The following is a 24949-nucleotide window of genomic DNA, read 5'->3' on the forward strand; positions in this document are numbered from 1 at the left end:
AGAGCGTTGCTCTTACCCGCCGTTGCGGCCGACCAGCGAGATCAACTGATCCGCGGCCGGCCCTGAGGATGCCGGGTTCTGGCCGGTCACCAGCAGCCCGTCACTCACCACGTACGGCTCGAAGTTGCCCGCCTTGGAGAAGTCGGCACCCTTCGCGACCAGCTCGTCCTCGACGAGGAAGGGCACAACCTTCGTCAGGCCCATGTACTCCTCCTCGCTGTCGGTGAAGCCGGTGACCCTCGCTTGCCGGCCACCAGAGACCCACCGTCGGGCGTCACGCAGTGCCGCAACACCCCCGGCGCGTGGCACACCAGCGCGATCGGCTTGCCCGCCGCGACGACCTGCTCGATCAGCTTGATCGAGGTGTCGTCCTCGGCGAGGTCCCACAGGGGTCCGTGGCCGCCCGGGTAGAAGACGGTGTCGAAGTCCGCCACGGAGACCGAGTCGAGCCGTACGGTCGTGGCGAGCTGGCGCTCCGCCTCGGTGTCCGCCGTAAACCGGCGGGTCTGCTCGGTCTGGAAGTCCGGCTCGTCGCTCTTGGGGTCCAGGGGCGGCCGTCCACCCTGAGGCGAGGCGAGCGTCACCTCCCATCCGGCGTCCCGGAACCGGTAGTAGGGCGTGGCCAGCTCCTCCAGCCAGAACCCGGTCTTACGGCCGGTGTCACCCAGCTGGTCGTGCGAGGTCAATACCATCAGAACCCTGGTCATGTCCCACTCCTTGAATCATCAGGCCAGCGCCGCCGTACGTCGCGTCGGCGGTCATACCCACGCTCCGGCAACTCAGACGCCGAAGGCGACGACCTCGAGCTGGATGTTGTCGATGTCCCGGAAGACGACCGTCGAGTAGAGGAACGGCTCCCTCGCGGTCTGGATGCCGGAGTGCGCGACGCCCAGGCTGTCCAGCCAGGCGGACCAGGCCTTCAGCCCCTCGCGCGTCTCGACGTCCAGGGAGAAGTGGTCGAGGCCGGTACGGACCTCGTTGAACTCCTCACCCTGGTTGCCCTCGTTGTGGTGCAGACCGATGGAGAAGCCGGTGCGCGGATCGATGACCAGCTCGGCGTACCCGGTCCACTCACGCCCGTAGTGCGGAAGCTTGCCGTCCGCGAGCGTGGCCTGGAAGACCTTCTGGTACCAGGCCACGCTGGCCTCGAGGTTCCGAACGGTGAAAGCGACGTGGTGCACGCCCTTCAACGGCGGTGCGGTGACGTCAGCCATGAGAACTCCTTCGTGTCGGGTAATGACCCGTGCACCTGGAGTTGTAGGCAACGCCACTTGAGGAGCAGTGGACAGGAGATGCATTGACGATGAGCGATTGACCAGGCGTCCACGATGGCTCTATAACGTTTGTACGGGTGGTGATGGATGTTGACCTGTTCGCCACGACCTGTCGGCGGCGGAGATCCGGCCGACATCCCCCGTCCACGTTCCAGAAGCCACCCGATGCCCACCGCCCGCGCGCTACGGGCTCAGCTGCACGGCCCGCGGCGACCCGCCCCTCGGAGACGGCATGACACGTCAGATCCCCGCCCGCCCCGCCCTGCCCCTACTGCTCATCCTCACCCTCGTCGCCGGCGTGTTCGCCGCACCGGCCCGACCGGCGCAGGCCGCCCCGGCCAAGACGCCGCCACTGACCACCCCGTGGACCAGCCAGGCACTGGCCGGGACGCCTCTGCCCGAATACCCGCGACCACAGATGACGCGTCCGGACTGGCTCAACCTCAACGGGGAGTGGCAGTTGCGGCAGTCCGGCACGGACGACGCCCCGCAGTTCAACACCGACCTGCCCGAGCGGGTCAACGTGCCGTTTCCCGTGGAGAGCGCGCTCTCCGGTGTCCAGCGGGCCGCCAACGACAACCGCAACTACCTGTTCTACCGACGCACCGTCACCGTCCCACCGAACTGGTCGGGCCGGCGGACCCTGCTGCACTTCGGCGCCGTGGACTGGCAGAGCACGGTCTGGGTCAACGGCGTGCGGGTCGGCGCACACACCGGCGGGTACGACGCCTTCACCTTCGACGTGACCCCACAGCTCAACGGCGGCGTCAACGAGATCGTGGTGAAGGTGTGGGATCCGACCGACACCCGGCAGAACGGCAGCCTGCCACCGATCGGCAAGCAGACCAAGCAGCCCAGCGGGATCTTCTACACCCCCAGCTCGGGCATCTGGCAGACGGTGTGGATGGAGCCGGTGCCCGCGGCGTCGATCAGCAGCGTGGACGTCTACCCGAACCTGGGCACCAACACCCTGCGGGTCCGGGTCTTCACGCGGGGCGACGTGAGCGGGCACAGCGTGCTCGCCGAGGCGTTGAACGGAAGCACCGTGGTCGGCTCCGCCACCGGCGGCTTCACGGACTTCAGCGTTCCGGTGCCCAACGCCCGCCGCTGGTCGCCCGACGACCCGTTCCTCTACAACCTGCGAATTCGCCTGCGCAACGCCAGCGGCGCGACGGTCGACCAGACCGCCCACTACTTCGGCATGCGGGAGATCACCACCGGCGTGGTCAACGGGGTGCTCCGACCGAAGCTCAACGGCCAGTTCGTCTTCCAGGTCGGCACCCTCGACCAGGGCTTCTGGCCGGACGGCCTGTACACCGCGCCGACCGACGCCGCCCTCGCCTTCGACCTGCAGAAGCACAAGGACCTGGGCTTCAACATGGTGCGCAAGCACATCAAGGTCGAACCGCAGCGCTGGTTCTACCACGCCGACCGGCTCGGCCTGCTGGTCTGGCAGGACATCCCGTCGCTCACCGCGCAGAACATCGACCCCACCGATGCGCAGCAGGCGCAGTTCGAGACCGAGGCACGCGAGATCGTCGACGAGCACCGCAGCTCCCCCGCGGTCGTCGCCTACACGCCCTACAACGAGGGCTGGGGCGAGCGCAGCCTGGCCGACACCCGCCGGGTGGCGCAGAACATCAAGAATCAGGACCCCACCCGCCTGGTCAACCCGCACAGCGGCCACAACTGCTGTCAGTCCCTCGGCAACCCCGGCAACGGCGACATCGACGACTGGCACGTCTACCTCGGTCCGGACTCACCCTCGCCGTCGAGCAGCCGCATCGCGGTGCTCGGCGAGTTCGGCGGCCTGGGCCTGCGCGCACCTGGCCACGAGTACAGCCCCAACGGGCAGTTCTTCGCCTACGAGTGGCAGCCCACCTCCACGGCGCTCACCGACCGGTACGTGGGGCTGGTGCAGGGCGCGCAGAACCTGATGCTGGGCAAGGGTCTCAGCGCCTCGATCTACACCGAGATCGCCGACCAGGAGGGAGAGTTGAACGGCTTCCTCACCTATGACCGGCAGGTGGTCAAGATGGACCAGGCGCGCGTGCGCGCGGCCAACACCGCCCTCGTCAACGCGTCCAAGACGATCGGCAGTTCCGCCCCCGTCGCCCTGCCGGTCGACACGCGGCGTTCGTTGCAGGTGACCACCCCCGGCTACACCAACCGGTACCTGCGCCACCAGAACAGCCTGGCGTACACGGAGGTGGTCGACGCGGGCAGTTCGGCGCTGCTCAAGAGCGACGCGACGTACACCATCCGTCCCGGCCTGGCCGACGGCGCCTGCTACTCCTTCGAGTCGGTCAACTATCCCGGTCAGTACCTGCGGCACCAGGACTCCCGGGTCCGCAACTCGCCGAACGACGGCTCGGCGCTCCTGCGGGCCGACGCCACCTGGTGTGCCCGCGTGGGGCTGACCGGAAGCGGCGTGTCGCTGGAGTCGTACAACTTCCGCGGCAAATACCTTCGGCACTACAACTCGGAGGTCTGGCTCAGCAACGGCACAGGCGGCGACGCCTGGAACAGCCCCGCGCTGTGGGCGGCCGACAGCACCTGGAACATCGCCGCCCCCTGGGCCCCCTGACAGCGACGGACCGCTCGGATGATCGGTGCGGGCCGGCGCAGAGCCGCCGGCCCGCACCGATTCACGTGTCGGCCCGCGCGTCGCAGAGCACGTCGAGATGCACGATCCGCGACGCGCCGTCACGGACCTCCTGCCGCTGGCCGCCGTTCAGGTCGTCGTCCAGGTAGTCGGAGAACAGGTAGGACGGTTGGATGCCGCCCGAGCCCAGCGTGAGCCCGGGGGCGGTCAGCAGCGTGGCCCGCAGCGCGAGCAGGGCCCGGCGAGGCGCCGACGTCAGGAACACGTCAACACTCCGGAGCAACAGCAGAGCCGACGGCCGGACGTTATCCGATCTTGCTGCTGACGGGGCTTACGCCCGACACCTCGGGCCGCAACAGCCCCGAAACTACCGGTTGAAAAACCCGGAACTTTCTGCGAGCCTGAGACATCGATCAGTGTGATATTTACATGATCCTTTCCCTGTATCGGAGGCGCCTCACCCGATCCGCCAGGCCGGTCCACGAGCCACCCGACCGCGTCCACCACCGCCCCTCACCGCCACCCCTCCCCCGCTGGTCAGGCAGCCCACAGCAACCCGGACGACGCACGCGACCGCCGGCCCGCCCGAGCGACCTCAGCACCGCGAGCGCAGCCAGGACAGCGGGGTCACCCACCCGAAGAGCAACCGAGTCACCCCACCCCCACCGGAGGATCAGCATGCTTTCCCGGCCCCGTCCCACCGGCCGTACCCGACTACGAACGTTCACTCTTTCCGGAACTGCCGCGATAATTGTGGCCCTGGTTGTATCGATGCTGCCCAACCTGGCTCAGGCCGCCGAGACGACCCTCGGCGCGGCGGCGGCCCAGTCCGGCCGGTACTTCGGTGCCGCCGTGGCCGCGAACAAGCTCGGCGACAGCGCGTACACGACGATCCTGAACCGCGAGTTCAACGCCGTGACGCCCGAGAACGAGATGAAGATCGACGCGACCGAGCCGCAGCAGAACAACTTCACGTTCGGCAACGCGGACCGGATCGTCAACCACGCCCTCTCCCGGGGCTGGAAGGTACGCGGCCACACCCTGGCCTGGTACTCGCAGCAGCCGGGGTGGATGCAGAGCATGGAGGGCAGCGCGCTGCGCAGCGCGATGCTGAACCACATCAACCGGGTGGCCGGTTACTACAAGGGCAAGATCTACTCCTGGGACGTGGTGAACGAGGCGTTCGAGGACGGAAACAGCGGCGCCCGTCGTAACTCGAACCTCCAGCGCACCGGCAACGACTGGATCGAGGCGGCGTTCCGCGCCGCCGACTCGGCCGACCCGGACGCGAAGCTCTGCTACAACGACTACAACACCGACAACTGGACCTGGGCCAAGACCCAGGCCGTGTACAACATGGTGCGCGACTTCAAGTCCCGCGGGGTGCCGATCGACTGCGTCGGCTTCCAGTCGCACTTCAACGCCAACTCGCCGTACAACAGCAACTACCGCACGACGCTGTCCAGCTTCGCCGCCCTCGGGGTGGACGTGCAGATCACCGAACTGGACATCGAGGGCTCCGGCACGACGCAGGCCAACACCTACCGCAGCGTGGTCAACGACTGCCTCGCCGTGGCGCGCTGCAACGGACTCACCGTGTGGGGAGTGCGGGACTGCGACTCGTGGCGCTCCAGCGGCACCCCGCTGCTCTTCGACTGCAACGGCAACAAGAAGGCCGCCTACACGGCCACCCTGGAGGCGCTGAACAGCGCGGGCCCCGGCACCACCCCCACGCCCACGACGCCGGGTCCGACCCCCACCGTCTCGCCCACGCCCAGCACGCCACCCGGCTCGGCCGGTCAGATCGTCGGCACGCAGTCCGGCCGGTGCGTCGACGTGCCCAACGCCTCGACCACCAACGGCACCCGGGTGCAGCTCTACGACTGCAACCGGCAGGCTAACCAGTCCTGGACCTACACCTCGGGCAAACAGCTCCAGGTGTACGGCACCATGTGCCTCGACGCCGCAGGCAGCGGCAACGGCGCGGCCGTGCAGATCTACAGCTGCCACGGCCAGACCAACCAGCAGTGGAACATCAACTCCAACGGCACCATCAGCAGCGTCCAGTCCGGACGCTGCCTGGACGTCTGGAGCACCGCGAACGGCGCCCAGATCCAGCTCTACGACTGCCACGGCCAGACCAACCAGCAGTTCCGGTACTCGTCCAGCTGACGATTCGGACACCCCGGGGCGGGCGGGCTCAGCACCTGACGAGCCCGCCCGCCCCTCGTCTCTTCACCACCACCACCCCAGGAGGTACCGACAGTGCGACCCGCAGATCACCCGCCGCCCCCGGCGGACACCCCTGTCGACCGCAGGCCGCCCGGCATCCGCGGACGGCTGCTCACGTTCGCCGCCGCCGGGATGGCCGCCGCGGTCGGGCTGCTCACCATCACCCTGGCGACCGGGTCGGCGTCCGCAGCCGACAACCCGTACCAGCGCGGCCCGGACCCCACCCGGACCAGCGTCACCGCCGTGAACGGCCCCTTCGCCAACACGTCGGTCGCCGTCCCGACCGAGTACGGCTTCAACGGCGGCCGGATCTACTACCCGACCGACACCAGCCAGGGCACCTTCGGGGCCATCGCGATCTCGCCGGGTTACACGGCGTTGTTCTCCGCCGAACTGGCCTGGATGGGACCGTGGCTGGCCTCGCACGGCTTCGTCGTGATCGGCATCGAGACCAACAGCCGCAACGACTTCGACACCGCGCGCGGCACCCAACTCCTCGCCGCGCTCGACTACCTGACGCAGCAGAGCCCGGTACGCGACCGCGTCGACCCGAACCGGTTGGCCGTCGCCGGCCACTCCATGGGCGGCGGTGGAGCGCTCAGCGCCGCCATGCGGCGTCCGTCGCTGAAGGCCGTGGTCGGCATCGCGCCGTACTCGCCGTCGTCGAACCTGGCGAACGACCGGGTACCCACCATGATCTTCGCCGGCCAGGCCGACACGGTGGTCACCCCGTCCTACGCCACCGGTCTCTACAACAGCATCCCGATCACCACCGAGAGCGTCTACCTGGAGGTCGCCGGCGCGGACCACGGCTTCATGGTCGGACGGTCGAACCCGGTGATGGTCCGGACCATGTTGCCGTTCGTCAAGATGTTCATCGACAACGACGACCGGTACAGCCAGTTCCTCTGCCCGCTGCTGGACAACAGCGGCGTGGTGACCTACCGCAGCACCTGCCCGCTGCTGCCGTCGACGCCGACCACCCCGACGCCGACCACCACCCCGACAGGCAGCCCGACACCGACCCCCACCGTCACGCCCACCACCCCACCCGGCTCCGCCAGCCAGATCATCGGCGCGCAGTCGGGCCGGTGCGTCGACGTACCGAACGCCTCGCGCACCAACGGCACGCGGGTCACCCTCTACGACTGCAACCGGCAGGCTAACCAGTCCTGGACCTACACCTCCGGCAGACAACTACAGGTGTACGGCACCATGTGCCTCGACGCCGCAGGCAGCGGCAACGGCGCGGCCGTGCAGATCTACAGCTGCCACGGCCAGACCAACCAGCAGTGGAACATCAACTCCAACGGCACCATCAGCAGCGTCCAGTCCGGACGCTGCCTGGACGTCTGGAGCACCGCCAACGGCGCCCAGATCCAGCTCTACGACTGCCACGGCCAGACCAACCAGCAGTTCCGGCTCGCCGCCCTGACGTAGCCGCACCGGGCGGGCTCGGCGTTCCGCCGGGCCCGCCCCGCCGTGCGGCCTTCGCGGCTCACGAGCCGGTCGGCGGCGCCGTGCTCTCGCGCACCACGAGGGTGGGGACGACCAACGGCAACGGCTGCGGCACCGTGTCGTCGATGGCCTGGGTGACCGCCGTGATGGCCCGTCGACCGACCGCGCCGAAGTCCTGCTGGATCGTGGTCAACGGCGGAATCAGGTACGCCGCCTCGGGCACGTCGTCGAATCCGATGACCGAGACGTCCTGCGGCACCCGCCGGCCACGTTCGTGCAGCGCGCGCAGCACGCCGATGGCCATCTGGTCGTTGGCGGCGAAGACCGCGGTGGTGCCGCGCATCTCGCAGATCCGCAGACCGGCGAGGTAGCCGCTGTGGGCCATCCAGTCACCCTCGACGGGCTCGGGCGGCCGGATGCCCGCCGCCAGCATCGCCGTACGCCAGCCGTCACGGCGGGCGCGGGCCTCGGCCCAGTTGAGCGGGCCGGACACGTGCACGATCTCGGTGTGCCCGAGGCCGAGCAGGTGCTCGGTCGCCATCCGGGCGCCGAGCACCTGGTCGACACCGACGGTGACGCTCGCCCTGGACAGGTCGCCCTCCACCACCACGAAGGGCACGCCGGACCGGGTCATCCGCACCACTTCGAGAGCCTCGTCGTTGCCGGCGATCATCACGACGCCCTCCACGCCGACGCGCATGAGGTGTTCGGTGGCGTCGCTGAGCGCCCGTACCGTCACCTCCGACAGGCTGACCGAGGTGGCGAAGTAGCCGGCGGCGCGGGCCGCGTCCTCGACGCTGCGGTGGATGCTCGTCGGACCGAACAGCGTCCTGGCCGTGCCGATGATGCCGATCATCCCGGAACGCCCCCGGACCAGCGCCCGGGCGGCCGTGTTGGGGCGGTAGTCGAGTCGCCGGATGGCCTCGAGGACCCGCTCCCGCGTCTCGCGCCTGATCGCGGGCGCGCCGTTGATGACCCGGGACACCGTCTGGTGTGACACGCCCGCCAGGCGGGCGACGTCCGCCATGACCGCCGGCCGGTGGGCGGTCGTCACCGATCTCTCCGCGTGAACTCGCACTGGCGGGCCGTCCGTTCTTCCATGGGTGGGGATTCTCGTCCGTTCGCGGCCGTCAATGTGAGTGGCGGGGCACCGCGCTGCCGCCGCCACCGACGAGGAAGTCGAGGTCGGCCCCGCTGTCGGCCTGGAGGACGTGCTCGCTGTACAGCCGTACCCAACCCCGGTCGGCGACCGGCGGCGGCGGCTTCCAGGCGGAGCGACGCTCGGCGAGTTCCGCCTCGTCGACCAGGAGGTCGAGGCTGCGGGTGGCGACGTCGAGCTGGACCAGGTCGCCGGTGCGCACCAGCGCGAGGGGGCCACCCACGGACGCCTCCGGCGCGACGTGCAGGACGCACGTGCCGTAGCCGGTGCCGCTCATGCGGGCGTCCGAGATCCGCACCATGTCCGTGATGCCGTCGGTGAGCAACCGGCGGGGCATGGGCACGTTGCCCACCTCCGGAAAGCCGGGGTAGCCGCGCGGGCCGGCGTTGCGGACGACGATCACCGTGTCGGGGGTGACGTCGAGGTCCGGATCGTCGGCGGCGACGACGTACTCCTCGATCCGGTCGAAGACGAGCGCCGGACCGGTGTGGGTGAGGAGGTGGGGGGAGGCGGCGGAGACCTTCAACACCGCCCCGGACGGCGCGAGCGACCCGCGCAGCACCACGGTGCCCGAGCCGGCGGCCTGGAACGGCGCCGCCATGGTGGCGATGACGTCCCGGTTCCAGCACTGCGCGCCGTCGACGTTCTCGGCCACGCTCCTGCCACTGACCGTGATGTGCTCCGTGTGCAGCAGCGGCGCGAGTTCCTTCATGACCACCGGGAGGCCGCCCGCGTAGGCGAAGTCCTCCATCAGGTACGCCCCCGACGGCATGAGGTTGACCAGCAGCGGGACGTCGGCGGTGAGGGTGTCGAAGTCCTCCAGCGACAGGGGCACGCCGAGGCGTCCGGCGATTGCGAGCAGGTGCACGACGGCGTTCGTGGAGCCACCGATCGCGGCGTTGACCCGGATGGCGTTCTCGAACGCCTCGCGGGTGAGCACCGAGGACAACCGCTGGTCCTCGCCCACCATGGCGACGATCCGACGACCGGCGGCCTGCGCGAGCGCGTACCGCCGGGAGTCGACGGCGGGTACGGCGGCGGCCCCGGGTAGCTGCACGCCCAGCGCCTCGGTCACGCAGGCCATGGTGGAGGCGGTCCCCATGGTCATGCAGTGACCCCGGCTGCGGGACATGCCGACCTCCGCCTCGGCGCAGTCGGCGGCGCTCATCCGGCCGGCCCGCATCTCCTCCGTGAAGCGCCAGACGACCGTGCCCGAACCGATGTCCTGGCCACGGAACTTGCCGTTGAGCATCGGGCCGCCGGTCAGCATCAGCGTCGGCAGGTCGACGCTCGCCGCCCCCATCAGCAGGCCCGGCGTGGTCTTGTCACAGCCGGAGAGCAGGACCACCCCGTCGAGGGGGTTGGCGCGGACGGACTCCTCCAGCTCCATCGCGAGCAGGTTGCGATAGAGCATGGTCGTGGGACGCATGAGGGGCTCGCCCAGACTCATGGCCGGGAACTCCAGCGGCAGGCCGCCGCTCTCCCACACGCCGCGCTTCACCGATTCGGCCAGGTCTCGCAGGTGGGCGTTGCAGGGGGTCAGCTCCGACCAGGTGGTGGCGATGCCGATCACGGGGCGACCGTCGAAGACGTCGTCCGCGAAGCCCTGGTTGCGCATCCAGGACCGGTGGATGAACCCGTTGCGGCCCTCGGCGCCGAACCACTGCCCGCTGCGCAGTGGTCTGTCTGTCGTGGACATCAGCACACCTCTCTGTCGTTCCTGGTGATCGCGCGGCGCGAGCTAGCGAAGGCCGCCGACGGACAGGCCGCCGCGCCAGTGCCGTTGGAGGCTGAAGAACGCGATGACCAGTGGGATCACGGACACCAGCGAGCCCAGGATGATGAGGCTCCACAGGGAGGTGCCTCCCGAGTTGTTCGCCGAGGCGATCCCCTGCCAGAGGCCGAGACCGACGGTCACCGGGAACAGCCGGTTGTCCGAGAGCATGGCCAGGGGCAGGAAGTAGTTGTTCCAGGACGCCACGGCCGACAGGAGCAGCACGGTGACCACCGCGGGACGCATCAGCGGCAGCGCGATCTGCAGGAACGTGCGCACCTCGCCCGCGCCGTCGACCCGCGCCGCGTCCAGCAGCTCGTCCGGCACCGCGTCGCGCGCGTACACGTGCATCAGATAGACGCCGAACGGGTTGAGCAGCGACGGCAGGATCACCGCCCAGACCGTGTTCGTCAGCCCGAGCCGGGAGAACATGATGAACGTCGGGATGACCAGGGCGGTGGCCGGCACCATCAGCGCGCCGAGCACGACGGCGAAGCTGAAGCGCCGCGCGGCGAACCGGTACTTGGCGAACCCGTAGCCGGCCATGACCGCCAGGATCGTGGCGCCGACGCCGCCGGCGATGGCGTACAGCGTGGAGTTCAGGATCCACCGCAGGTAGATGCCACCGTCGTAGGTGAAGAGCTGCCGGAGGTTGCCGAGGTAGTCGATCTGGTCGGTGAACCACATCGTGTTGCCGCCACCGAACAGGCCCGGCGCGTCCTTGGAGCTGTTGACGACGACCCACCAGAACGGCACCAGGAAGTAGATCACCAGGAAGCCGAGGAGGATCTGCAGAGGGAGGTAGCGCTGCGGCCGGCGGACGCCGGCGCGGACGCTGGTGTGGTCGGCCATCTAGAGGAAGCTCCTCCGCTTGCGGGTGAAGAACAGGAAGGCGTACACGCAGATGAAGACGATGCCGCCGAGCGCGAACGAGATCGCCGACCCGTAGTTGAAGTTGGCGAGCGAGAAGGCCTGCTGGTACGCGTACATGTTGGGGGTGAAGTCGGCCCCGATCGTGCCCGCGGCGAGGTAGCGCAGGATCTGCGGCTCGTTGAAGAACTGCAGGGTGCCGATGAGCGAGAAGACCAGGATCAGGATCAGCGCGGGCGCGATCAGCGGGATCTTGATGCGTGTCGCGATCTGCCACCGTCCGGCGCCGTCCATCCGGGCGGCCTCGTAGAGCGTCGGGTCGATGCCCTGCAGTGCCGCGTACAGGATGATCATGTAGTAGCCGGCCCACTGCCAGGTGACGACGTTGAGCAGGCCGTAGAAGATCAGGTCGCTGCTCAGGAAGTCGGGCGCGGTGGCGCCGAACAGCCCGAAGATGTCGGTGAGCGGGCCGAAGCCCTTGCTGTAGAGGAACCCCCACATCACGGCGCCGATCACGGTGGGGATCGCGTACGGAAGAAAGATCATGAGGCGGGAGAAGCGCGCGAACAGCGTGGTCACGGCGTCCAGGATGAGGGCCATCACGAGCGCCAGGACGATCTGGATCGGGATGGAGACGAGCGAGAAGCGGATGACGAACCAGGCGCCGGACAGGAAGCTCGGGTCGGTGAACGCCTTCACGTAGTTGTCGAACAGGACGAAGCTGGTGCCGCCGATCAGCTTCTTCTGAAAGAGGCTGAGGTACAGCGCGTACGCCAGCGGCGCGATGAGGAACGCCAGGAAGACGATCGCGAAGGGCCCGACGAAGAGCCACCCCATCAGGTGCTCGCGGAGGTGCACCTTGCCACGGATCGTGCGCGTCTCACTCGGTGGGCGCGGTGTGCGCTTCTCGGTCAGGACTGTCATCTGTGATCTCCGGAACGTGGACGCGGGGGTCGTGGGTGGGCCGGCCGACCACCGCCGGCACGGCCCACCCAGAGCGGTCACTGAACGGTGAAGCCCTGCTCCTTGGCGTACTTCGCGACGTCCTCCTGGAGCTTGTCGGCCGCCTGTGCGCCGGTGATCGAGCCCTTGATGACCTCGCTGATCTGCTTCGTCATGGCGTCCAGGTAGTACTGGCCGAAGGGCGCGTAGGCCACACCCTTGTAGGCCTCGGCAGCGGGCAGGTAGACCTCCTTGTTCGCCTGCTGGCCGCCGAAGAACGCCACCTTGAGGTCGACGAACGCGGGATCCTTGAGCGCCGTGAGGTTCAGCGGGAAGATGATCTGGTTGGTCCAGCCGTCGGTGAGCGACTCCTTGTCGGCGTAGAGGCCGTAGGCGACCTTCGCCGCCAGCTCCGGCTTCTTGGCCTGCTTGGTCACCGAGAAGGCCGACCCACCCCAGTTCACCTGCACGGGGTTGGCCGGATCCCACTGCGGCAGTGGCGCGACCGCGAACTTGCCGGTGTCCTGGCCCTTACCGACGCCCGCGCCGGTGAGGTAGCCCGGCGCCCACGCCGCCGAGATGTAGGTCGCGTAGTTCCCGTTGATCACACCGGAGATGTACTCGGGGGTGAACTGGTCCTGCGTGCCGACCAGGCCCTTCTTGGCGAGGCCGCCCCAGTAGTCCAGCACGTCCTTGGACGCCTGGTCGTTGAGCTTCACACCGATCGCCTTCGGCTGCGCCGGATCGAAGGTGAAGGGGGCGGCGCCCTTCTGGATCTGGAGCGCCATCAGGACCGCCGGTACGTTCGCGCCGAGGTCCCCGAACAACGGGCCGCCGGCGTCCTTCACCTTCTGCGCGGCCTGCTCGTACTCCGCCCAGGTCTTCGGTGGGGTGATCTGGTACTTGTCGAAGATGTCCTTGCGGTAGATCATGCCCATCGGACCACCGTCGACCGGGACGCCGTAGACGGCGTCGCCCACCGACACGTCCTTCCAGGCGCCCTCGCCGTAGTTGGCCTTGACCGCGTCGTAGCCGTACTGCTTGATGTCGACGAGCGCGCCCTGGATCTGGAAGGTCGGGATCCGGTCCGCCTCGACCATGATGACGTCGGGCGCGCCGGTGCCCGCCGAGATGGCCGTCTGGAACTTGTCGTACTCGTCGCCGCCCTGACCGACGTTGGTCCAGCACACCTGCACGTCGTCGTGCAGCTTGTTGAAGTTGTCGACGACGAGCTGGGTGTTGGGGTACCAGCCCCACATCGTCACGACCGGCACGTTCTGCTTGGTGATGGTGTTCGTGCAGTTGCTCGCGTCGCTGCCGCCGTCGTCCGAGGAGCAGGCGACCAGGCCGCTCCCGGCCGCGAGCATGGCCACCGTGGCGAGTATGCGTCTTCTCTTCATTGAGATGGTTCCCTTCGGAAGGTGGCGGTGCACAGACATCCATGCGCCGGCGGGCGCCACCGGGGCGCTGGGACCCCGCTCCCCGGTGGCGTCGCCCGGGCAGGCTCCTAGCGTTTGAACAGACGGGGCGCCAGGTCGATGAGGTTCTTCTGCCACACGTCCCAGCCGTGCGGCCCGGGGGTGACCCCGTCGAACTCGTAGCGGATACCGAGGGTGTCCATCGTGGTCAGCGAGGCCATGAAGCTCGGGTACACGAAGTCGGTCTGGTCACCGACGTACAGCCGGAGCATCCTGGTGCCGCTGTTGATGGCCGCGACGTCGACGCCGGTGGCGCTGCCGAAGCCGGCCGAGAAGGCCGCGACGTAGGCGAACTGGCCCGGGTAGGCCTTCAGCACGCCGAACGCCTGCCCACCGCCCATCGACAGCCCGGCGAGGGCCTGCTGGGACGGGTCGCTGGAGACGTGGTAGCGGGACCGGGCCGTCGGCACGATGTTGTCCAACAGTTCCCGGTTGAAGTTCGACGAGTTGCCGTTGCCCATCACGACCACCATGGGCGTGAGGTCGCCGTCGAGGAACTGGTGGTCGAGGATCTGCTTGGCGCGGCCCATCTCGACCCAGTCCGTGTAGTTCTGCCCGCCGCCGTGTTGGAGGTAGAGGACGGGATAGGGCTGGGCCCGCTGCGGGTCGTACCCGGGTGGGGTCCACACCAGCGCGGTGCGGTCCTGACCGGCCACCGTGCTGGTGTAGGTCATGCTCTCGACCTTGCCGCCCTGGCCGGCGGGCACGTCCGTGAGCAGTCGGGCCGCAGGGCCCGGCACCAGGAAGGTGCTCCACATCGGCTCCGTGGTCACCCTCGTCGGGTTCGAGACGTCCTTGAACGGCACCCGGTCGACGATCAGCCGGTAGTAGTAGAACCAGGGCTTCAGCGGCCCCACGGTCGCCCGCCACCGGTCGCCGTCACGCGTCAGCGGCACGCGCAACCAACTGCCCCCCGGCGCGATGTTGGCCCACACCGTGACGTGCTGGGCGTCCGCGAAGTCCGTGGTGGTCTCGAAGGTGACGAAACCGTCCTCGGTGACGAAGGGCGTCGGGGTGGTGCCGGCCGGCGGCGGCGTGAACTCGCCCGTGAACCGCCCGTGGCCCGGGCTCGGTCCGTGGTCCGACACGTGCCCGAACAGCCGGGGTACGAAGTCGACGAGGTTCTCCTGCCAGGTGGTCCAGTTCCCGCCGCCGTCCGGGTTGACCCCGTCGAACTCGAAGCGGACGCCGGCGCGGTCCAACGCCTTCGTCAGCCGGTAGGTGCTGTTGTGGGCCGGGTCGGTCACGTTCCCGGTGTAGAGCCGCAGCAGCTTGAGGTGGTTGAGCGCGGTGGCGTCCCTACGGTCGATCGTCGGCGCCGACGTGCCGGAGAACCATCCGACATAGCCGAACTGACCCGGCTTGGCGAACGCCGCCCGGACCGCCCGCGCCGCGCCGTCGCCGACGCCGGCGATGGCCTGGTGCGCCGGGTCACGCAGGACCCGGTAGTTGTCCGCGACCGCCCTGCGGAGATCCTTCAGCTCCCGGTCGTCCGCGCTGTCGGCGATCACCACCACCATCGGCTGCATCGCGCCCGCCGCCGAGAGGTTGTCGAGGATCTGCTTCGTGCGACCGAGGTCGAGCCAGTCGGTGGCGGCCACGCCGTTCCCCGACTCCAGGAAGAGCGCCGGGTAGCCCTTCGGCTTCTTGGCCGCGTACCCGGGTGGCGTCCAGACCAGGGCGGAGCGCTGCTCGCCCCGGACCCGGTAGGTCAACGTCCCGACCATGCCGCCGGTGCCGGCCGGGGCGTCGGCCAGCCAGCGCGCCGAGTCGCCCGCGACCAGGAAGGTGCTCAGCAGCGGGTCGGACGCCACGCCCGTGCTGTTCGTCGGGTCCTTGATGGTCTTGGTGTCGTCGGCGGTCACCTGGTAGCGGTACAGCCCGGGCGTCAGCGCGCCGAGCACGCCGGACCAGACGTCACCACGACGGGTCAGGCCGAACTCCGCCCAGGTGGCGGACGGGCCGAAGTTGCCCTCGACGACGACCTGCGAGACGGTGCCCAGATGCTCCTGGACGTACGCGGCCGGAACGGTAAACGAGGCGTAGCGGTCCGGGGAGACGTCCAGCCACGGCGTGTCCGCCGCCGCTGCCGGTTGCGGCGCGAGCAGGGCCGCCGCCATGGCGATGACTCCGGCGCTGAACACCGCCGTGAGTCGGCGTACGCCGAGGCGGGATGAGCGCCCGTGATACTGTGCGGTTGTCACGCTCCACTCCTTTCCTGTGCCGGCAGCGGATGCGACCCGCTGGCCGGCTCAACCATCGGTGGATCTCGCCGTGCGGTAGCGCTCACCTCCTTCGATCGCTCGCCGGTGCTGCGGTCGATTCGCGGACCACGAGGCTGGTCGGCAGGACTATCTGGTGCGGCTCGTCCCACTCGCCGGTCACCAGTGACTTGAGCATCCGCGCCGCCTCGTACCCGAGCTGGTACATCGACTGGTCGACTGTGGTCAGACCGGGTTCGGTCGACGCCGACTCCGGGATGTTGTCGAAGCCGACGACGGACAGGTCCCGCGGGACGGAGAGCCCAAGCTCCCTGGCGACCTCCAGGACCTTGAGGGCCATCCCGTCGCTCGCGGCGAAGATGGCCGAGGGCCGGTCCGCCCGTTGCAACAGGGCACGCGCCAACGGAACCGCCGACTCGGGATTGAAATCCCCCCGCTCGATCAACGTCGGGTCGACCGGGACGCCGGCGGCGGCGAGCGCCGCCCGGTAGCCCTCCTCCCGGGACCACGCCGAGGCGAGGCTGTCGCGCCCGGCGATGAACCCGATGCGGCGGTGGCCCAGGTCGAGCAGGTGCTCGACGGCGGTGGTGGCGCCGGCGAGATTGTCGGCCATGACCGAGGGCGCCGTCGCGCCGCGCACCGGGTCGATGGCCACGACCGGTGTACGGCTGCGCATCTCGCCCCAGGGCGTGACCACGATGCATCCGTCGGTGAGGGTGCCCGACAGGCGGGTCAGGTGCCGCTGCTCCCAGCCCTCCGAGTAGGACCCGTAGAGGTCGCTGTTGGCGTAGATGATGAGGTCGAAGCCGGAACGGCTGAGCGCCTTCATGACCCCCTTGAGCACCTCGGCCGTGTACGACTGGAAGCTGTGCGCCACGAGGCCGAGGACGTTGGTGCGGCTGCGCCGGAGGCTCGAGGCCACCAGGCTCGACTCGTAGCCAAGTTGTTCGATGGCGGTGCGGACCTGAGCGATCGTGCGGGCGCTGACGCCGTAGTGCCCGTTGACGACGCGGGAGACGGTGGCGGTGGAAACGCCGGCGATCCGGGCGACATCACTCATTGTCACCGGCGCATTGGCTTCGATCATGCCGCTCTCTCTGGACTGCAATCGTTATCGGTTACGTTTCCAGGATGTTGCCAACGTAACCGACCACGATTATGAACACAAGACCCTTTCATCCCGGCGCGAGCGCCGGAGCAAGGTCCTAACGGGAATGCGCAAGGCGGACTTCCCGCCGCGCAAAACCGCGCCATTTCGCGCGCGGGCTCTACCCGTTGACAACGGGACGGCACTCTCCGTCAGGCACCATTCCGGAGCGGGGGTGTTCCCTCCGGCGAGCATGATCGGTAACGTTTACATCGATCGCGAACGTAATCCACGATCATGGCGATGTCCAGAGCTCGCACCGACCCACCACCCCCGGGTCCCCGGCGCCGCGACACGGATCCCGACGTCGGAGGCCTCGTACGAGAGGAGCCCGCCCTGAACACCCACCGCGCCGCTCGACCCGTCCGGCCTCACGCACTCCACCGGGGAGGGCGGTCGTGAACACCGCACGCCTGCTCCTTGACCCGCGGCGACGTGTCGCATCGGTGCCGCGCCGGCTCTTCGGCTCGTTCGTCGAGCACCTGGGCCGCTGTGTCTACGGCGGAATCTACGAGCCCGACCACCCGAGCGCCGACGCGGACGGATTCCGGGGCGACGTGCTCGCGCTCGTCCGCGAGCTGGGCGTCACGACGGTCCGCTACCCGGGCGGCAACTTCGTCTCCTCCTACCGCTGGGAGGACGGCGTCGGCCCGGTCGAGAAGCGACCGGCCCGGCTCGACCTCGCCTGGCACAGTCTGGAGACCAACGCGTTCGGACTGGACGAGTTCATGCGCTGGGTCGGCAAGGCCGGCGTCGACCCGATCATGGCGGTCAACCTCGGCACGCGCGGTACCGCCGAGGCCGTCGACCTGCTGGAATACGCCAACCACCGGGGTGGGAGCCACCTCGCCGACCAGCGCCGCGACAACGGGGCCGTCGACCCGTACGGGATCAAACTGTGGTGCCTCGGCAACGAGATGGACGGCCCGTGGCAGGTGGGCCAGCGCAGCGCGACCGAGTACGGGCGACTCGCGGCGCAGACCGCCAAGGCGATGCGCCGCTTCGATCCCGACCTCGAACTGGTCGCCTGCGGCTCGTCCCACCTCGGCATGCCGACCTTCGGTAGCTGGGAGCGCGACGTGCTCACCGAGGCGTACGACGACGTCGACCTGATCTCGCTGCACGCCTACTACCAGCCGGTCGACGACGACCTGCCCAGCTTCCTCGCCTCGGCCGAGGACATGGACCGGTACATCGACGCCGTCACGGCCATCGCGGACTCGGTCGGCGCGATCCGCCGCTCGACCAAGAAGATCATGATCGCGTTCGACGAGTGGAACGTGTGGTACCAGTCGGCGGCGCCGTCCACGCCGCCCAGCGGCGAGGACTGGCCGGTCGCGCCGCCACTGCTGGAGGACCACTACAGCGTGGCCGACGCCGTCGTCGTCGGTGGCCTGCTCATCAGCCTGCTGCGGCACAGCGACCGGGTCACCGCGGCCTGCCAGGCCCAACTGGTCAACGTCATCGCGCCGATCATGACCGAGCCGGGAGGATCGGCCTGGCGGCAGACCATCTTCCACCCGTTCGCCCGCACGGCCCGGCACGCGCAGGGCGTCGTGCTGGACGTCCTGCGGGACGGCAGCACGACGACCACCGACCGCTACGGTGTCATCGACGCGGTGGACGCGGTCTCCACCTGGGACGACAGCACTGCGGAGATGACCGTCTTCCTGGTCAACCGGGTCGTCGACACCCCGGCCGAGGTGACCGTCGACCTGGCCGGCGCCCAGGTGGGCGAGATCGTCGAGTGCGTCACCGTGGGCGGCGCCGACCTTGATGCCAAGAACACCGCCGACGGCCCGGACCACGCCGAGCCGCGCCCCAACGACACGCCCCGGGCCGGGGACGCCGGCGTCCGGCTCACCCTCGCGCCCGCGTCGTGGACCATGCTGCGGCTGCGCGTCACCGACGTCACCCCGTAGACCCACCCCCGGCCGCGCACCCCCGGCTTCACCGAGGGGCGCGCGGCCGGGATTTCCCCACCACAGGGAGTACGGAGAATCGCGTCGACGGTCCGGCCAGGACCGACACAATTGCGTCCGAGAAAACGCGGCGACCGCCTGTCGAACAGGCGCGCGGATTCCCGCTCCGACCATTTCCGCGAAGGAATTCGCGAATCAGCCACGGGCGGCGTCGGAACGTACCCGCGAGACCCTCGGACACAATTATTCGACCGCTGGCGTCAGCCTCCCGTCGACTCGTCGCACAATGGCGGTGTACTCGTCGCGCAACTCCTCGGGAAGCACCCAGGCCGGGGCGTCCTGCCAGGCCAGCGGCCGGAGGAACCGTCGGATCGACGTCGCGCCCACCGACGTGTGCACGGCGTTCGTCGACGGCCAGGGTCCACCGTGGTGCTGGGCCCACGACACCCGGACGCCGGTGGGATAGCCGTCGAAGACGATGCGACCCGCGCGGGCGGAGAGCACGTCGACCAGCCAACGGACGACGTCGGCGTCGTCCTCGGGGCCACGGTGTACGGAACCGGTCAACGATGGCGGCACGGTGGCCAGCGCGGCGTCGAGGTCGGCGGTGTCGTCGTACCGGACCACGACCATCAGCGGGCCGAAACACTCGTCGGCGATCTCGGCGGTCAGTCCCGGCAGGTCGACCTCCAACAGCCTCGGCGCGACGGCGAAGCCCGCGCCGGCCTCGACCTGCGGCTGTGCCGAGACGCGGGCGCCGGCCCGCGCGAACTCCGCCGCCCGGATCTCGTACGCGTCCCGGATCCGCTCGTTCAGCAGAACCGCGCCGCCCGAGCCGGCGACCCTCTTGCGCAGACCGTCGACGAGCTGGTCACCGCCCTCACCGGCCGGCACGAACGCCAGACCCGGCTTGGTGCAGAGCTGGCCGCCGGAGGCGGTGAACGAGGCGAACAGACCCTCGGCGATCCCCTCGGCCCGGTCGGTGGCCGCGCCGGGCAGGACGACGATCGGGTTCACGCTGCTCAGCTCGGCGTAGAGGGGGATGGGATCGGGTCGGTCGTCGATGGCCGCCTGGATGGCGCGGGCGGCGTTGACCGAGCCGGTGAGGGCGGCCGCACGGATCGCGGGGTGCCGCACCAGGGCAAGGCCGGCCTGCTCGCCGTACACGATCCCGAGGACGCCCTCGGGGCCGCCCAGGTCGCGGACGGCCGCGTCGATCGCGGCGGCGGACGCGTGCGAGGTCAGCGGGTGCGACGGGTGGGCCTTCAGGACCGTGGGGCAGCCGGCGGCCAGCGCGGCGGCGGTGTCACCGCCCGCGACCGAGAAGGCGAACGGGAAGTTGCTGGCCCCGAAGACGGCGACCGGCCCGAGGGGTACGAGCATCCGCCGCACGTCCGGGCCGGGCCCGAGCGGCGTGTCGGCGGCGTGGTCGATGGCGGCCTCGACGTACGCCCCGTCGCGGAGCACGTCGCCGAACATCCGGAACTGGACGGCTGCCCGGGTGAGTTCCGAGTCCAGTCGCACCTGGGCCAGCCCGGTCTCCGCCTCGGCGGCCGCGACCAGGTCGGCCCGCCGGGCCTCGAGGGAGGCCGCGACCGCGTCCAGCAGCTCCGCCCTGCCGTGCCTCCCCAGCTCGGCCAACCAGCCCGTCGCCCGGGACGCCTGGCCGACGATCAGGTCCACCCGGGACTCGTCGGTCTCGGTGAGATCCGTCGCGCGACGCTGGCCGTCGCGCGGATCGACCGTGCTGACCACGTTCACAGCAGTCCTCTCCTTGCCAGATTGCCCATCAGGTCACGGATACCGAAGTGCCACGGCTCGCACTCCTGGGCGTGCCGCACCCGGTTGACCAGGGTGCCGAGCGCCGGGCAGCTGATCCGTACCACGTCGTCGACCTTGTGGGTGAAGCCCTCACCGGGGCTGCCCCGGTCCTGGATGGGCGCGAACATGGTGCCGAGCATCAGGGCGGCGCCATCGGGATAGTGGTGGTGCGGCCCGATGAGCTGCCGTACCAGGTCCTCCGGGTCGCGCGACATCCACGTCATCTCCGAGACCGCCTCCAGCCGGAAGTCGTCCACGCCGCGCACTTCCAGGCGAACCTCGAGTTCGCGTACTCGTTCCATGCCGAACCGGTCGTCGAAGAGCCGGATCAGGGGGCCGATGGCGCAGGAGGCGTTGTTGTCCTTCGCCAGAGGCAGCAGCAGCGCCGAGCGGCCCTCGATGTCGCGCAGGTTCACGTCGTTGCCGAGGGTGGCGCCGACGATCCGGCCACTGGACTGGACGATGAGCGTGATCTCGGGTTCCGGGTTGTTCCAGGTCGACGCGGCGAGCACACCGACGTCGACGGCGGTGCCGACGGCGGAGAGAACCTGCCCCTTGGTGAAGATCTCGGCGTCCGGACCGATCCCCACCTCCAGGTACTGACTCCACATGCCCTCGGAGACCAGCAGGCTCTTGAGCCGATCCGCCTCGGCCGAGCCGGGCTCCAGGTGGTGCAGGTCGACGCCGATGTCGGCGAACATCCGTTGCCGGATGTCCGCCGCGAGCGCCAGGTCTCCGCGTGCTCGCTCCTCGATGACCCGCTCGATCATCGAGATGGGGAAGGTCACGCCGGCGGCCTTGAGCGCCTGGAGGTCGACCGGGGTCAACAGCCAGGGCCGGCCAGGGTCGCGGGTCGCGACCGCCGTGTTGGCCAGGATCTCCCCGAAGTCCCCCACCCGCGCCCCGTCGAGCCCGGCCACGGTCGCGGCGGGGTCGGGCAGTTCGCAGATGTCCCGGACGGTCGGAAACCGGTGGCTCAGGTCGACGACCTCGCCGTCGCGGACGGCCACGGGTGTGGGGCCGCCGACGGACGGATCCCAGATCCGGCCGATCAGGACACTCCCCGCGTCGTCCGGCAGGGCCTCCGCGGCGTCGCCGACCCAGTCCTCGCGTCGGGGTTCGCCGGCGGTGGTCGGCGTGAGCCGCCCGTCGATGGTCTCAGGATGCGAGGGCACGTCGGTCGCCGTCATTCGTCGCCCCGGCGAAGCCGATACGAGCGCGCCGCTTACCCATCGTCGCTCCACCGTTACGAGTCGGAGTCAAGTTCATAAATTGCAACGATCGTAGCGACATGTGCAACGTTGTCAAGTGGAGATTGCGCATCGCGTCATCTACATTGCACATGATGCAACGGCAGCGGCGACGAGGTCGCCGTCGTCCTCGACCTGGGGAAGCCGCGCCGTGCGAGGGGAGACACAGCCATGGCGCAATCGATCCGCCGCGCGATCGACCTCATCCGTCGATCCGCCGAACGTCCGCTGTCCCTGACGGAGGCCGCGGACGTACTGGGCGTACACAAATCGACCGCCCTACGGATCCTGCACACACTGGAGTCCGCGCGCTTCGTCCGCCGTACCGGCGCGGGCACCTACGTGCTCGGCAGCGGGCTGATCGAGTTGGCGGACCTCGCGCTCGGCGCGATGGACCTGCGCCAGCCGGCCGCCGCGCACCTGCGGGCGCTGCAACGCGAGACCGGCCACACCGTGCACCTGGCACAGCTGACCGGTGACGAGATCATCTACATCGACAAGGTGGACAGCCCGGCGTTCGACGCCGTCAAGCTCCCCTCCCGGGTCGGGCGCGCGGTGTCGATCTACGCGAGCGCCGTGGGCAAGACCATCCTGGCGTACCTGCCCCGCCAGGATCGCGAGCGGCTGCTCTCCCCCGTCGTCTTCGAGAGGTTCACCAACACCACGTTCGCCGACCGCGACGCCCTCGACACCGAGCTCGCCCGCATCCAGGAACGCGGTTGGGCCGTGGACAACGGTGAGCACGACGCGTACGTCATGTGCGTGGCCGCCCCGATCAGAGATTCCCGAGGACAGGTCATCGCCGCCGTCTCGATCACGGCGATCGAGGTCATCGCAAGCCTCGACGAGTTGAAGGGCAACCTGCCGCTCCTTCTGGAGACCGCACGTCAGATCTCGTACGAACTCGGCTACCCTCGGCCCTCTGTCGCCCCGGGCGGCGACGCGGGGTCCGCGATATGAGCGCGCGCCCGCTGCGCGGTGTCGCCATGCCGGAGGCGGTCCAACTCGGCGAGGTACATCGCCTGCATGCGGTCGTAGTGCCGGACCAGCAGCGCGACCTCCTCGACGCTGTAACCCTCGACGAGGTGTTCGGCCCGCTCGGCGAACCGCTCGTACGGCCGCGTCAGCTCGGCCACCCGCTCCGGGCGCAGGGTGACGATCACCCGCCGACGGTCCGTCGGATCGCGTTCGGCCGTCACGTAGCCCGCCTGCTGGAGCCGGCGCAGCATGCTGGTCACCGCCCCGGTGGTGAGGTTGGTGCGCTCGGCGACCTGCCCCGCGGTGGCGGACCCGACGTCCGCCAGGTGGTCCAGGCACTCCAGGTCGCTCACGGTCAGGCCCAGCCGCTCCGCGATGGCATAGCGGAACACCATGGACAGCCGGGACATCTCCCGTCCGGCGCGCATGAGGTCGGCGATCGCGGACGCACGGGCCGGCACCTGGGACATGCCCGCAATCATGCCTCCGGCACGGTGACCCGGTGCAGCCGAGGTAACAGGCGGGTCAACACCCAGTGTGGTGCGGTCGCGCCGCCGGTGAGACGGCGCATCAGCCGGCCGGCGGTGTCGACGGCACGGAAGGTGTACGGCACCATCTCGTCCTGGTAGGCGGCGATCGCCTCCTCCACCGCCCGACCGGTCGCCCGCGCCTCGAGCAGCCTTCGGCCGAGCAGAGCGGCGTCGCGCAGTGCGGTGTTACCGCCATGGGCGCCGAACGGTGGCATCACGTGCACGGCGTCGCCCATCATCGTCGCCCGGGGCACCGCCCACCGCTGCGGGCGACGGCCGGTGGCGAAGAGGTTCAGCACCGTGGCGTCCAACTCGGCCGTGGCGACCAGCCGTCGGACGAGCGGGTGGAAGTCCGTGCTCATCCCGGCGGCCAGCCGCCAGAGCGCCAGCAGGTCGCCGCGCACGCCGATGGGAACCTCCTCCTGCCGGAGCAGCAGTCCCCACATGACGTAGTCGTCGCCGGTGGGCGCGTAGCTGCCCGGGGCCAGACGGGCGAACGCCTCACGTGGCCTCTCGGCGAACCGCATGGGGGTGAAGAAAAACGCCCGGCCGGGCCGATCGGCGATGGCCAGGACGCCGCTGCTGCGCAGCGCGTCCGGGATCATGCTCTCTCCGTTGCGCCGCAGGGGCGACCGACCGTAGATGCCCGCCATCGGCGCGCTCGCCGGGGCCGCGTCCGGCATGAGCTGCGCCCGTAGCGCCGACCCGACGCCGTCCGCGCCCACGACGACGGTCGCCGCGACGGCCCCGCCGTCGGAGAACCGCAGTCGCAGCCCGGCAGGGCCGCCGCTGTCCACCGCGACGGCCTCCTTGCCGTAGTGGATCCGCCCGTCGAGCCCGGTCTGCAGGATCGAGCGCAGCGTCAGTCTGTCGACCTGACGGGTGGCGTACGGCTCGTCCTTGAAGGCGATGGTGAACGCGTCCCGGAGTCGACTGTCGGTGAAGCGGAGGTGCCCGCCGGGCTCGTCGCCGGTGGTCAGCGCCAGGTTGTACAGCGGGCGGGGCAGACTCTCGCGCAACGCCGCCAACCCGTACCGGTCGAGGATGATCCGGTAGCCCTGCCGCCGGACGAAGGGGCCGGGGTCCCGCTCGTAGACGTGCGCGTCGATGCCGGCGCGCGTGAGGTACTGGGCGAGGCAGAGACCGGAGAGGCCGCCGCCGGCGATAGCCACCGAGAAGTCCGTCGATATGCCCACGCGGTTATCTTAATGACTAAGATGATTTCCGCAAGGTCGCCCGGGAACCACCGACGGCGATGGTCTTGTGTCCCAGCATGGAAAAGCGAGA

Annotated in this window: 20 protein-coding genes; 5 read left to right on the forward strand and 15 right to left on the reverse strand. The window is 69.6% G+C overall.

Annotated features, from left to right (window positions below; translation table 11 throughout):
* Positions 1–12: 12 nt before the first annotated feature.
* The 3 genes from ACQPZK_RS19220 to ACQPZK_RS19230 form a co-directional block, all read right to left on the reverse strand.
* A complete protein-coding gene (locus ACQPZK_RS19220) occupies positions 13–204 on the reverse strand; it encodes a hypothetical protein (protein WP_433534314.1) in 192 nt (63 codons plus the stop codon).
* Complete coding sequence (locus ACQPZK_RS19225) at positions 195–707, reverse strand: type 1 glutamine amidotransferase domain-containing protein (RefSeq protein ID WP_433534315.1); 513 nt, start codon at positions 705–707, stop codon at positions 195–197. Before ACQPZK_RS19225 ends, ACQPZK_RS19220 begins: the two co-directional genes overlap by 10 nt.
* A gap of 72 nt (positions 708–779) precedes the next feature.
* Complete coding sequence (locus tag ACQPZK_RS19230; protein ID WP_433534316.1) at positions 780–1214, reverse strand: VOC family protein; 435 nt, start codon at positions 1212–1214, stop codon at positions 780–782.
* 292 nt (positions 1215–1506) lie between these two features.
* Here ACQPZK_RS19230 and ACQPZK_RS19235 point away from each other — a divergent pair, with 292 nt between their 5' ends.
* On the forward strand, positions 1507–3861 hold the full coding sequence (locus ACQPZK_RS19235) for an AbfB domain-containing protein (RefSeq protein ID WP_433534317.1): 2355 nt from the start codon (positions 1507–1509) through the stop codon (positions 3859–3861).
* A 61-nt stretch (positions 3862–3922) separates the two neighbouring features.
* Here ACQPZK_RS19235 and ACQPZK_RS19240 read toward each other — a convergent pair whose 3' ends face one another.
* Positions 3923–4144 carry a hypothetical protein gene (locus tag ACQPZK_RS19240; protein ID WP_433534318.1) on the reverse strand — a complete coding sequence of 74 codons (222 nt, stop codon included), beginning with the start codon at positions 4142–4144 and terminating at the stop codon, positions 3923–3925.
* 413 nt (positions 4145–4557) lie between these two features.
* Between ACQPZK_RS19240 and ACQPZK_RS19245 the strand changes: the two genes are divergently transcribed.
* Together ACQPZK_RS19245 and ACQPZK_RS19250 are read left to right on the forward strand one after the other, a co-directional pair.
* Positions 4558–6051, forward strand: coding sequence for an endo-1,4-beta-xylanase (locus ACQPZK_RS19245; protein WP_433534319.1), 1494 nt, complete (start codon positions 4558–4560; stop codon positions 6049–6051).
* A 93-nt stretch (positions 6052–6144) separates the two neighbouring features.
* Positions 6145–7551: a ricin-type beta-trefoil lectin domain protein gene (locus ACQPZK_RS19250; RefSeq protein WP_433534320.1), complete on the forward strand. Its 1407-nt coding sequence runs from the start codon at positions 6145–6147 to the stop codon at positions 7549–7551.
* A 58-nt stretch (positions 7552–7609) separates the two neighbouring features.
* Here ACQPZK_RS19250 and ACQPZK_RS19255 read toward each other — a convergent pair whose 3' ends face one another.
* The 7 genes from ACQPZK_RS19255 to ACQPZK_RS19285 form a co-directional block, all read right to left on the reverse strand.
* Positions 7610–8623, reverse strand: coding sequence for a LacI family DNA-binding transcriptional regulator (locus tag ACQPZK_RS19255; RefSeq protein WP_433534321.1), 1014 nt, complete (start codon positions 8621–8623; stop codon positions 7610–7612).
* 76 nt (positions 8624–8699) lie between these two features.
* Positions 8700–10427, reverse strand: coding sequence for an IlvD/Edd family dehydratase (locus ACQPZK_RS19260; protein ID WP_433534322.1), 1728 nt, complete (start codon positions 10425–10427; stop codon positions 8700–8702).
* 42 nt (positions 10428–10469) lie between these two features.
* The gene (locus ACQPZK_RS19265; RefSeq protein ID WP_433534323.1) at positions 10470–11354 is read right to left on the reverse strand and encodes a carbohydrate ABC transporter permease; all 885 of its coding nucleotides are present in this window, start codon (positions 11352–11354) and stop codon (positions 10470–10472) included.
* Positions 11355–12296, reverse strand: coding sequence for a carbohydrate ABC transporter permease (locus ACQPZK_RS19270; RefSeq protein WP_433534324.1), 942 nt, complete (start codon positions 12294–12296; stop codon positions 11355–11357). It abuts the gene before it with no gap.
* Positions 12297–12373: 77 nt separating this feature from the next.
* Positions 12374–13714 (reverse strand): ABC transporter substrate-binding protein, encoded by a 1341-nt coding sequence (locus ACQPZK_RS19275; protein ID WP_433534325.1) that lies wholly within the window; start codon positions 13712–13714, stop codon positions 12374–12376.
* Positions 13715–13821: 107 nt separating this feature from the next.
* Positions 13822–15996 carry an alpha/beta hydrolase gene (locus ACQPZK_RS19280; RefSeq protein ID WP_433534326.1) on the reverse strand — a complete coding sequence of 725 codons (2175 nt, stop codon included), beginning with the start codon at positions 15994–15996 and terminating at the stop codon, positions 13822–13824.
* A gap of 82 nt (positions 15997–16078) precedes the next feature.
* A complete protein-coding gene (locus ACQPZK_RS19285; protein ID WP_433534327.1) occupies positions 16079–17101 on the reverse strand; it encodes a LacI family DNA-binding transcriptional regulator in 1023 nt (340 codons plus the stop codon).
* Between the two features lie 458 nt (positions 17102–17559).
* Here ACQPZK_RS19285 and ACQPZK_RS19290 point away from each other — a divergent pair, with 458 nt between their 5' ends.
* Positions 17560–19083, forward strand: coding sequence for an alpha-N-arabinofuranosidase (locus tag ACQPZK_RS19290; protein WP_433534328.1), 1524 nt, complete (start codon positions 17560–17562; stop codon positions 19081–19083).
* A gap of 243 nt (positions 19084–19326) precedes the next feature.
* Here the strand turns inward: ACQPZK_RS19290 and ACQPZK_RS19295 are convergent, their stop codons facing one another.
* Together ACQPZK_RS19295 and ACQPZK_RS19300 are read right to left on the reverse strand one after the other, a co-directional pair.
* Positions 19327–20844 carry an aldehyde dehydrogenase family protein gene (locus tag ACQPZK_RS19295; protein ID WP_433534329.1) on the reverse strand — a complete coding sequence of 506 codons (1518 nt, stop codon included), beginning with the start codon at positions 20842–20844 and terminating at the stop codon, positions 19327–19329.
* On the reverse strand, positions 20841–22094 hold the full coding sequence (locus tag ACQPZK_RS19300; protein WP_433534330.1) for a fumarylacetoacetate hydrolase family protein: 1254 nt from the start codon (positions 22092–22094) through the stop codon (positions 20841–20843). Before ACQPZK_RS19300 ends, ACQPZK_RS19295 begins: the two co-directional genes overlap by 4 nt.
* A 231-nt stretch (positions 22095–22325) precedes the next feature.
* On the opposite strand from ACQPZK_RS19300, the gene ACQPZK_RS19305 reads away from it, so the two are divergent.
* On the forward strand, positions 22326–23114 hold the full coding sequence (locus tag ACQPZK_RS19305; RefSeq protein ID WP_433534331.1) for an IclR family transcriptional regulator: 789 nt from the start codon (positions 22326–22328) through the stop codon (positions 23112–23114).
* On the opposite strand, the gene ACQPZK_RS19310 is transcribed toward ACQPZK_RS19305, so the two are convergent.
* Together ACQPZK_RS19310 and ACQPZK_RS19315 are read right to left on the reverse strand one after the other, a co-directional pair.
* Positions 23063–23602 carry a MarR family winged helix-turn-helix transcriptional regulator gene (locus ACQPZK_RS19310; RefSeq protein WP_433534332.1) on the reverse strand — a complete coding sequence of 180 codons (540 nt, stop codon included), beginning with the start codon at positions 23600–23602 and terminating at the stop codon, positions 23063–23065. The two genes, ACQPZK_RS19305 and ACQPZK_RS19310, sit on opposite strands and share 52 nt — an antisense overlap.
* Positions 23603–23610: 8 nt before the next feature.
* Positions 23611–24858 (reverse strand): FAD-dependent oxidoreductase, encoded by a 1248-nt coding sequence (locus ACQPZK_RS19315; protein ID WP_433534333.1) that lies wholly within the window; start codon positions 24856–24858, stop codon positions 23611–23613.
* Between the last annotated feature and the right edge of the window lie 91 nt (positions 24859–24949).

This window comes from Micromonospora sp. CA-249363 (assembly GCF_050950185.1).
Classification (GTDB): Bacteria; Actinomycetota; Actinomycetes; order Mycobacteriales; family Micromonosporaceae; genus Micromonospora.

Coding starts and splice junctions, on each gene's coding strand:
- ACQPZK_RS19220 (WP_433534314.1), bottom strand. CDS start 204: ATGGGCCTGACGAAGGTTGTGCCCTTCCTCGTCGAGGACGAGCTGGTC.
- ACQPZK_RS19225 (WP_433534315.1), bottom strand. CDS start 707: ATGACCAGGGTTCTGATGGTATTGACCTCGCACGACCAGCTGGGTGAC.
- ACQPZK_RS19230 (WP_433534316.1), bottom strand. CDS start 1,214: ATGGCTGACGTCACCGCACCGCCGTTGAAGGGCGTGCACCACGTCGCT.
- ACQPZK_RS19235 (WP_433534317.1), top strand. CDS start 1,507: ATGACACGTCAGATCCCCGCCCGCCCCGCCCTGCCCCTACTGCTCATC.
- ACQPZK_RS19245 (WP_433534319.1), top strand. CDS start 4,558: ATGCTTTCCCGGCCCCGTCCCACCGGCCGTACCCGACTACGAACGTTC.
- ACQPZK_RS19260 (WP_433534322.1), bottom strand. CDS start 10,427: ATGTCCACGACAGACAGACCACTGCGCAGCGGGCAGTGGTTCGGCGCC.
- ACQPZK_RS19265 (WP_433534323.1), bottom strand. CDS start 11,354: ATGGCCGACCACACCAGCGTCCGCGCCGGCGTCCGCCGGCCGCAGCGC.
- ACQPZK_RS19270 (WP_433534324.1), bottom strand. CDS start 12,296: ATGACAGTCCTGACCGAGAAGCGCACACCGCGCCCACCGAGTGAGACG.
- ACQPZK_RS19275 (WP_433534325.1), bottom strand. CDS start 13,714: ATGAAGAGAAGACGCATACTCGCCACGGTGGCCATGCTCGCGGCCGGG.
- ACQPZK_RS19285 (WP_433534327.1), bottom strand. CDS start 17,101: ATGATCGAAGCCAATGCGCCGGTGACAATGAGTGATGTCGCCCGGATC.
- ACQPZK_RS19300 (WP_433534330.1), bottom strand. CDS start 22,094: ATGACGGCGACCGACGTGCCCTCGCATCCTGAGACCATCGACGGGCGG.
- ACQPZK_RS19305 (WP_433534331.1), top strand. CDS start 22,326: ATGGCGCAATCGATCCGCCGCGCGATCGACCTCATCCGTCGATCCGCC.
- ACQPZK_RS19310 (WP_433534332.1), bottom strand. CDS start 23,602: ATGTCCCAGGTGCCGGCCCGTGCGTCCGCGATCGCCGACCTCATGCGC.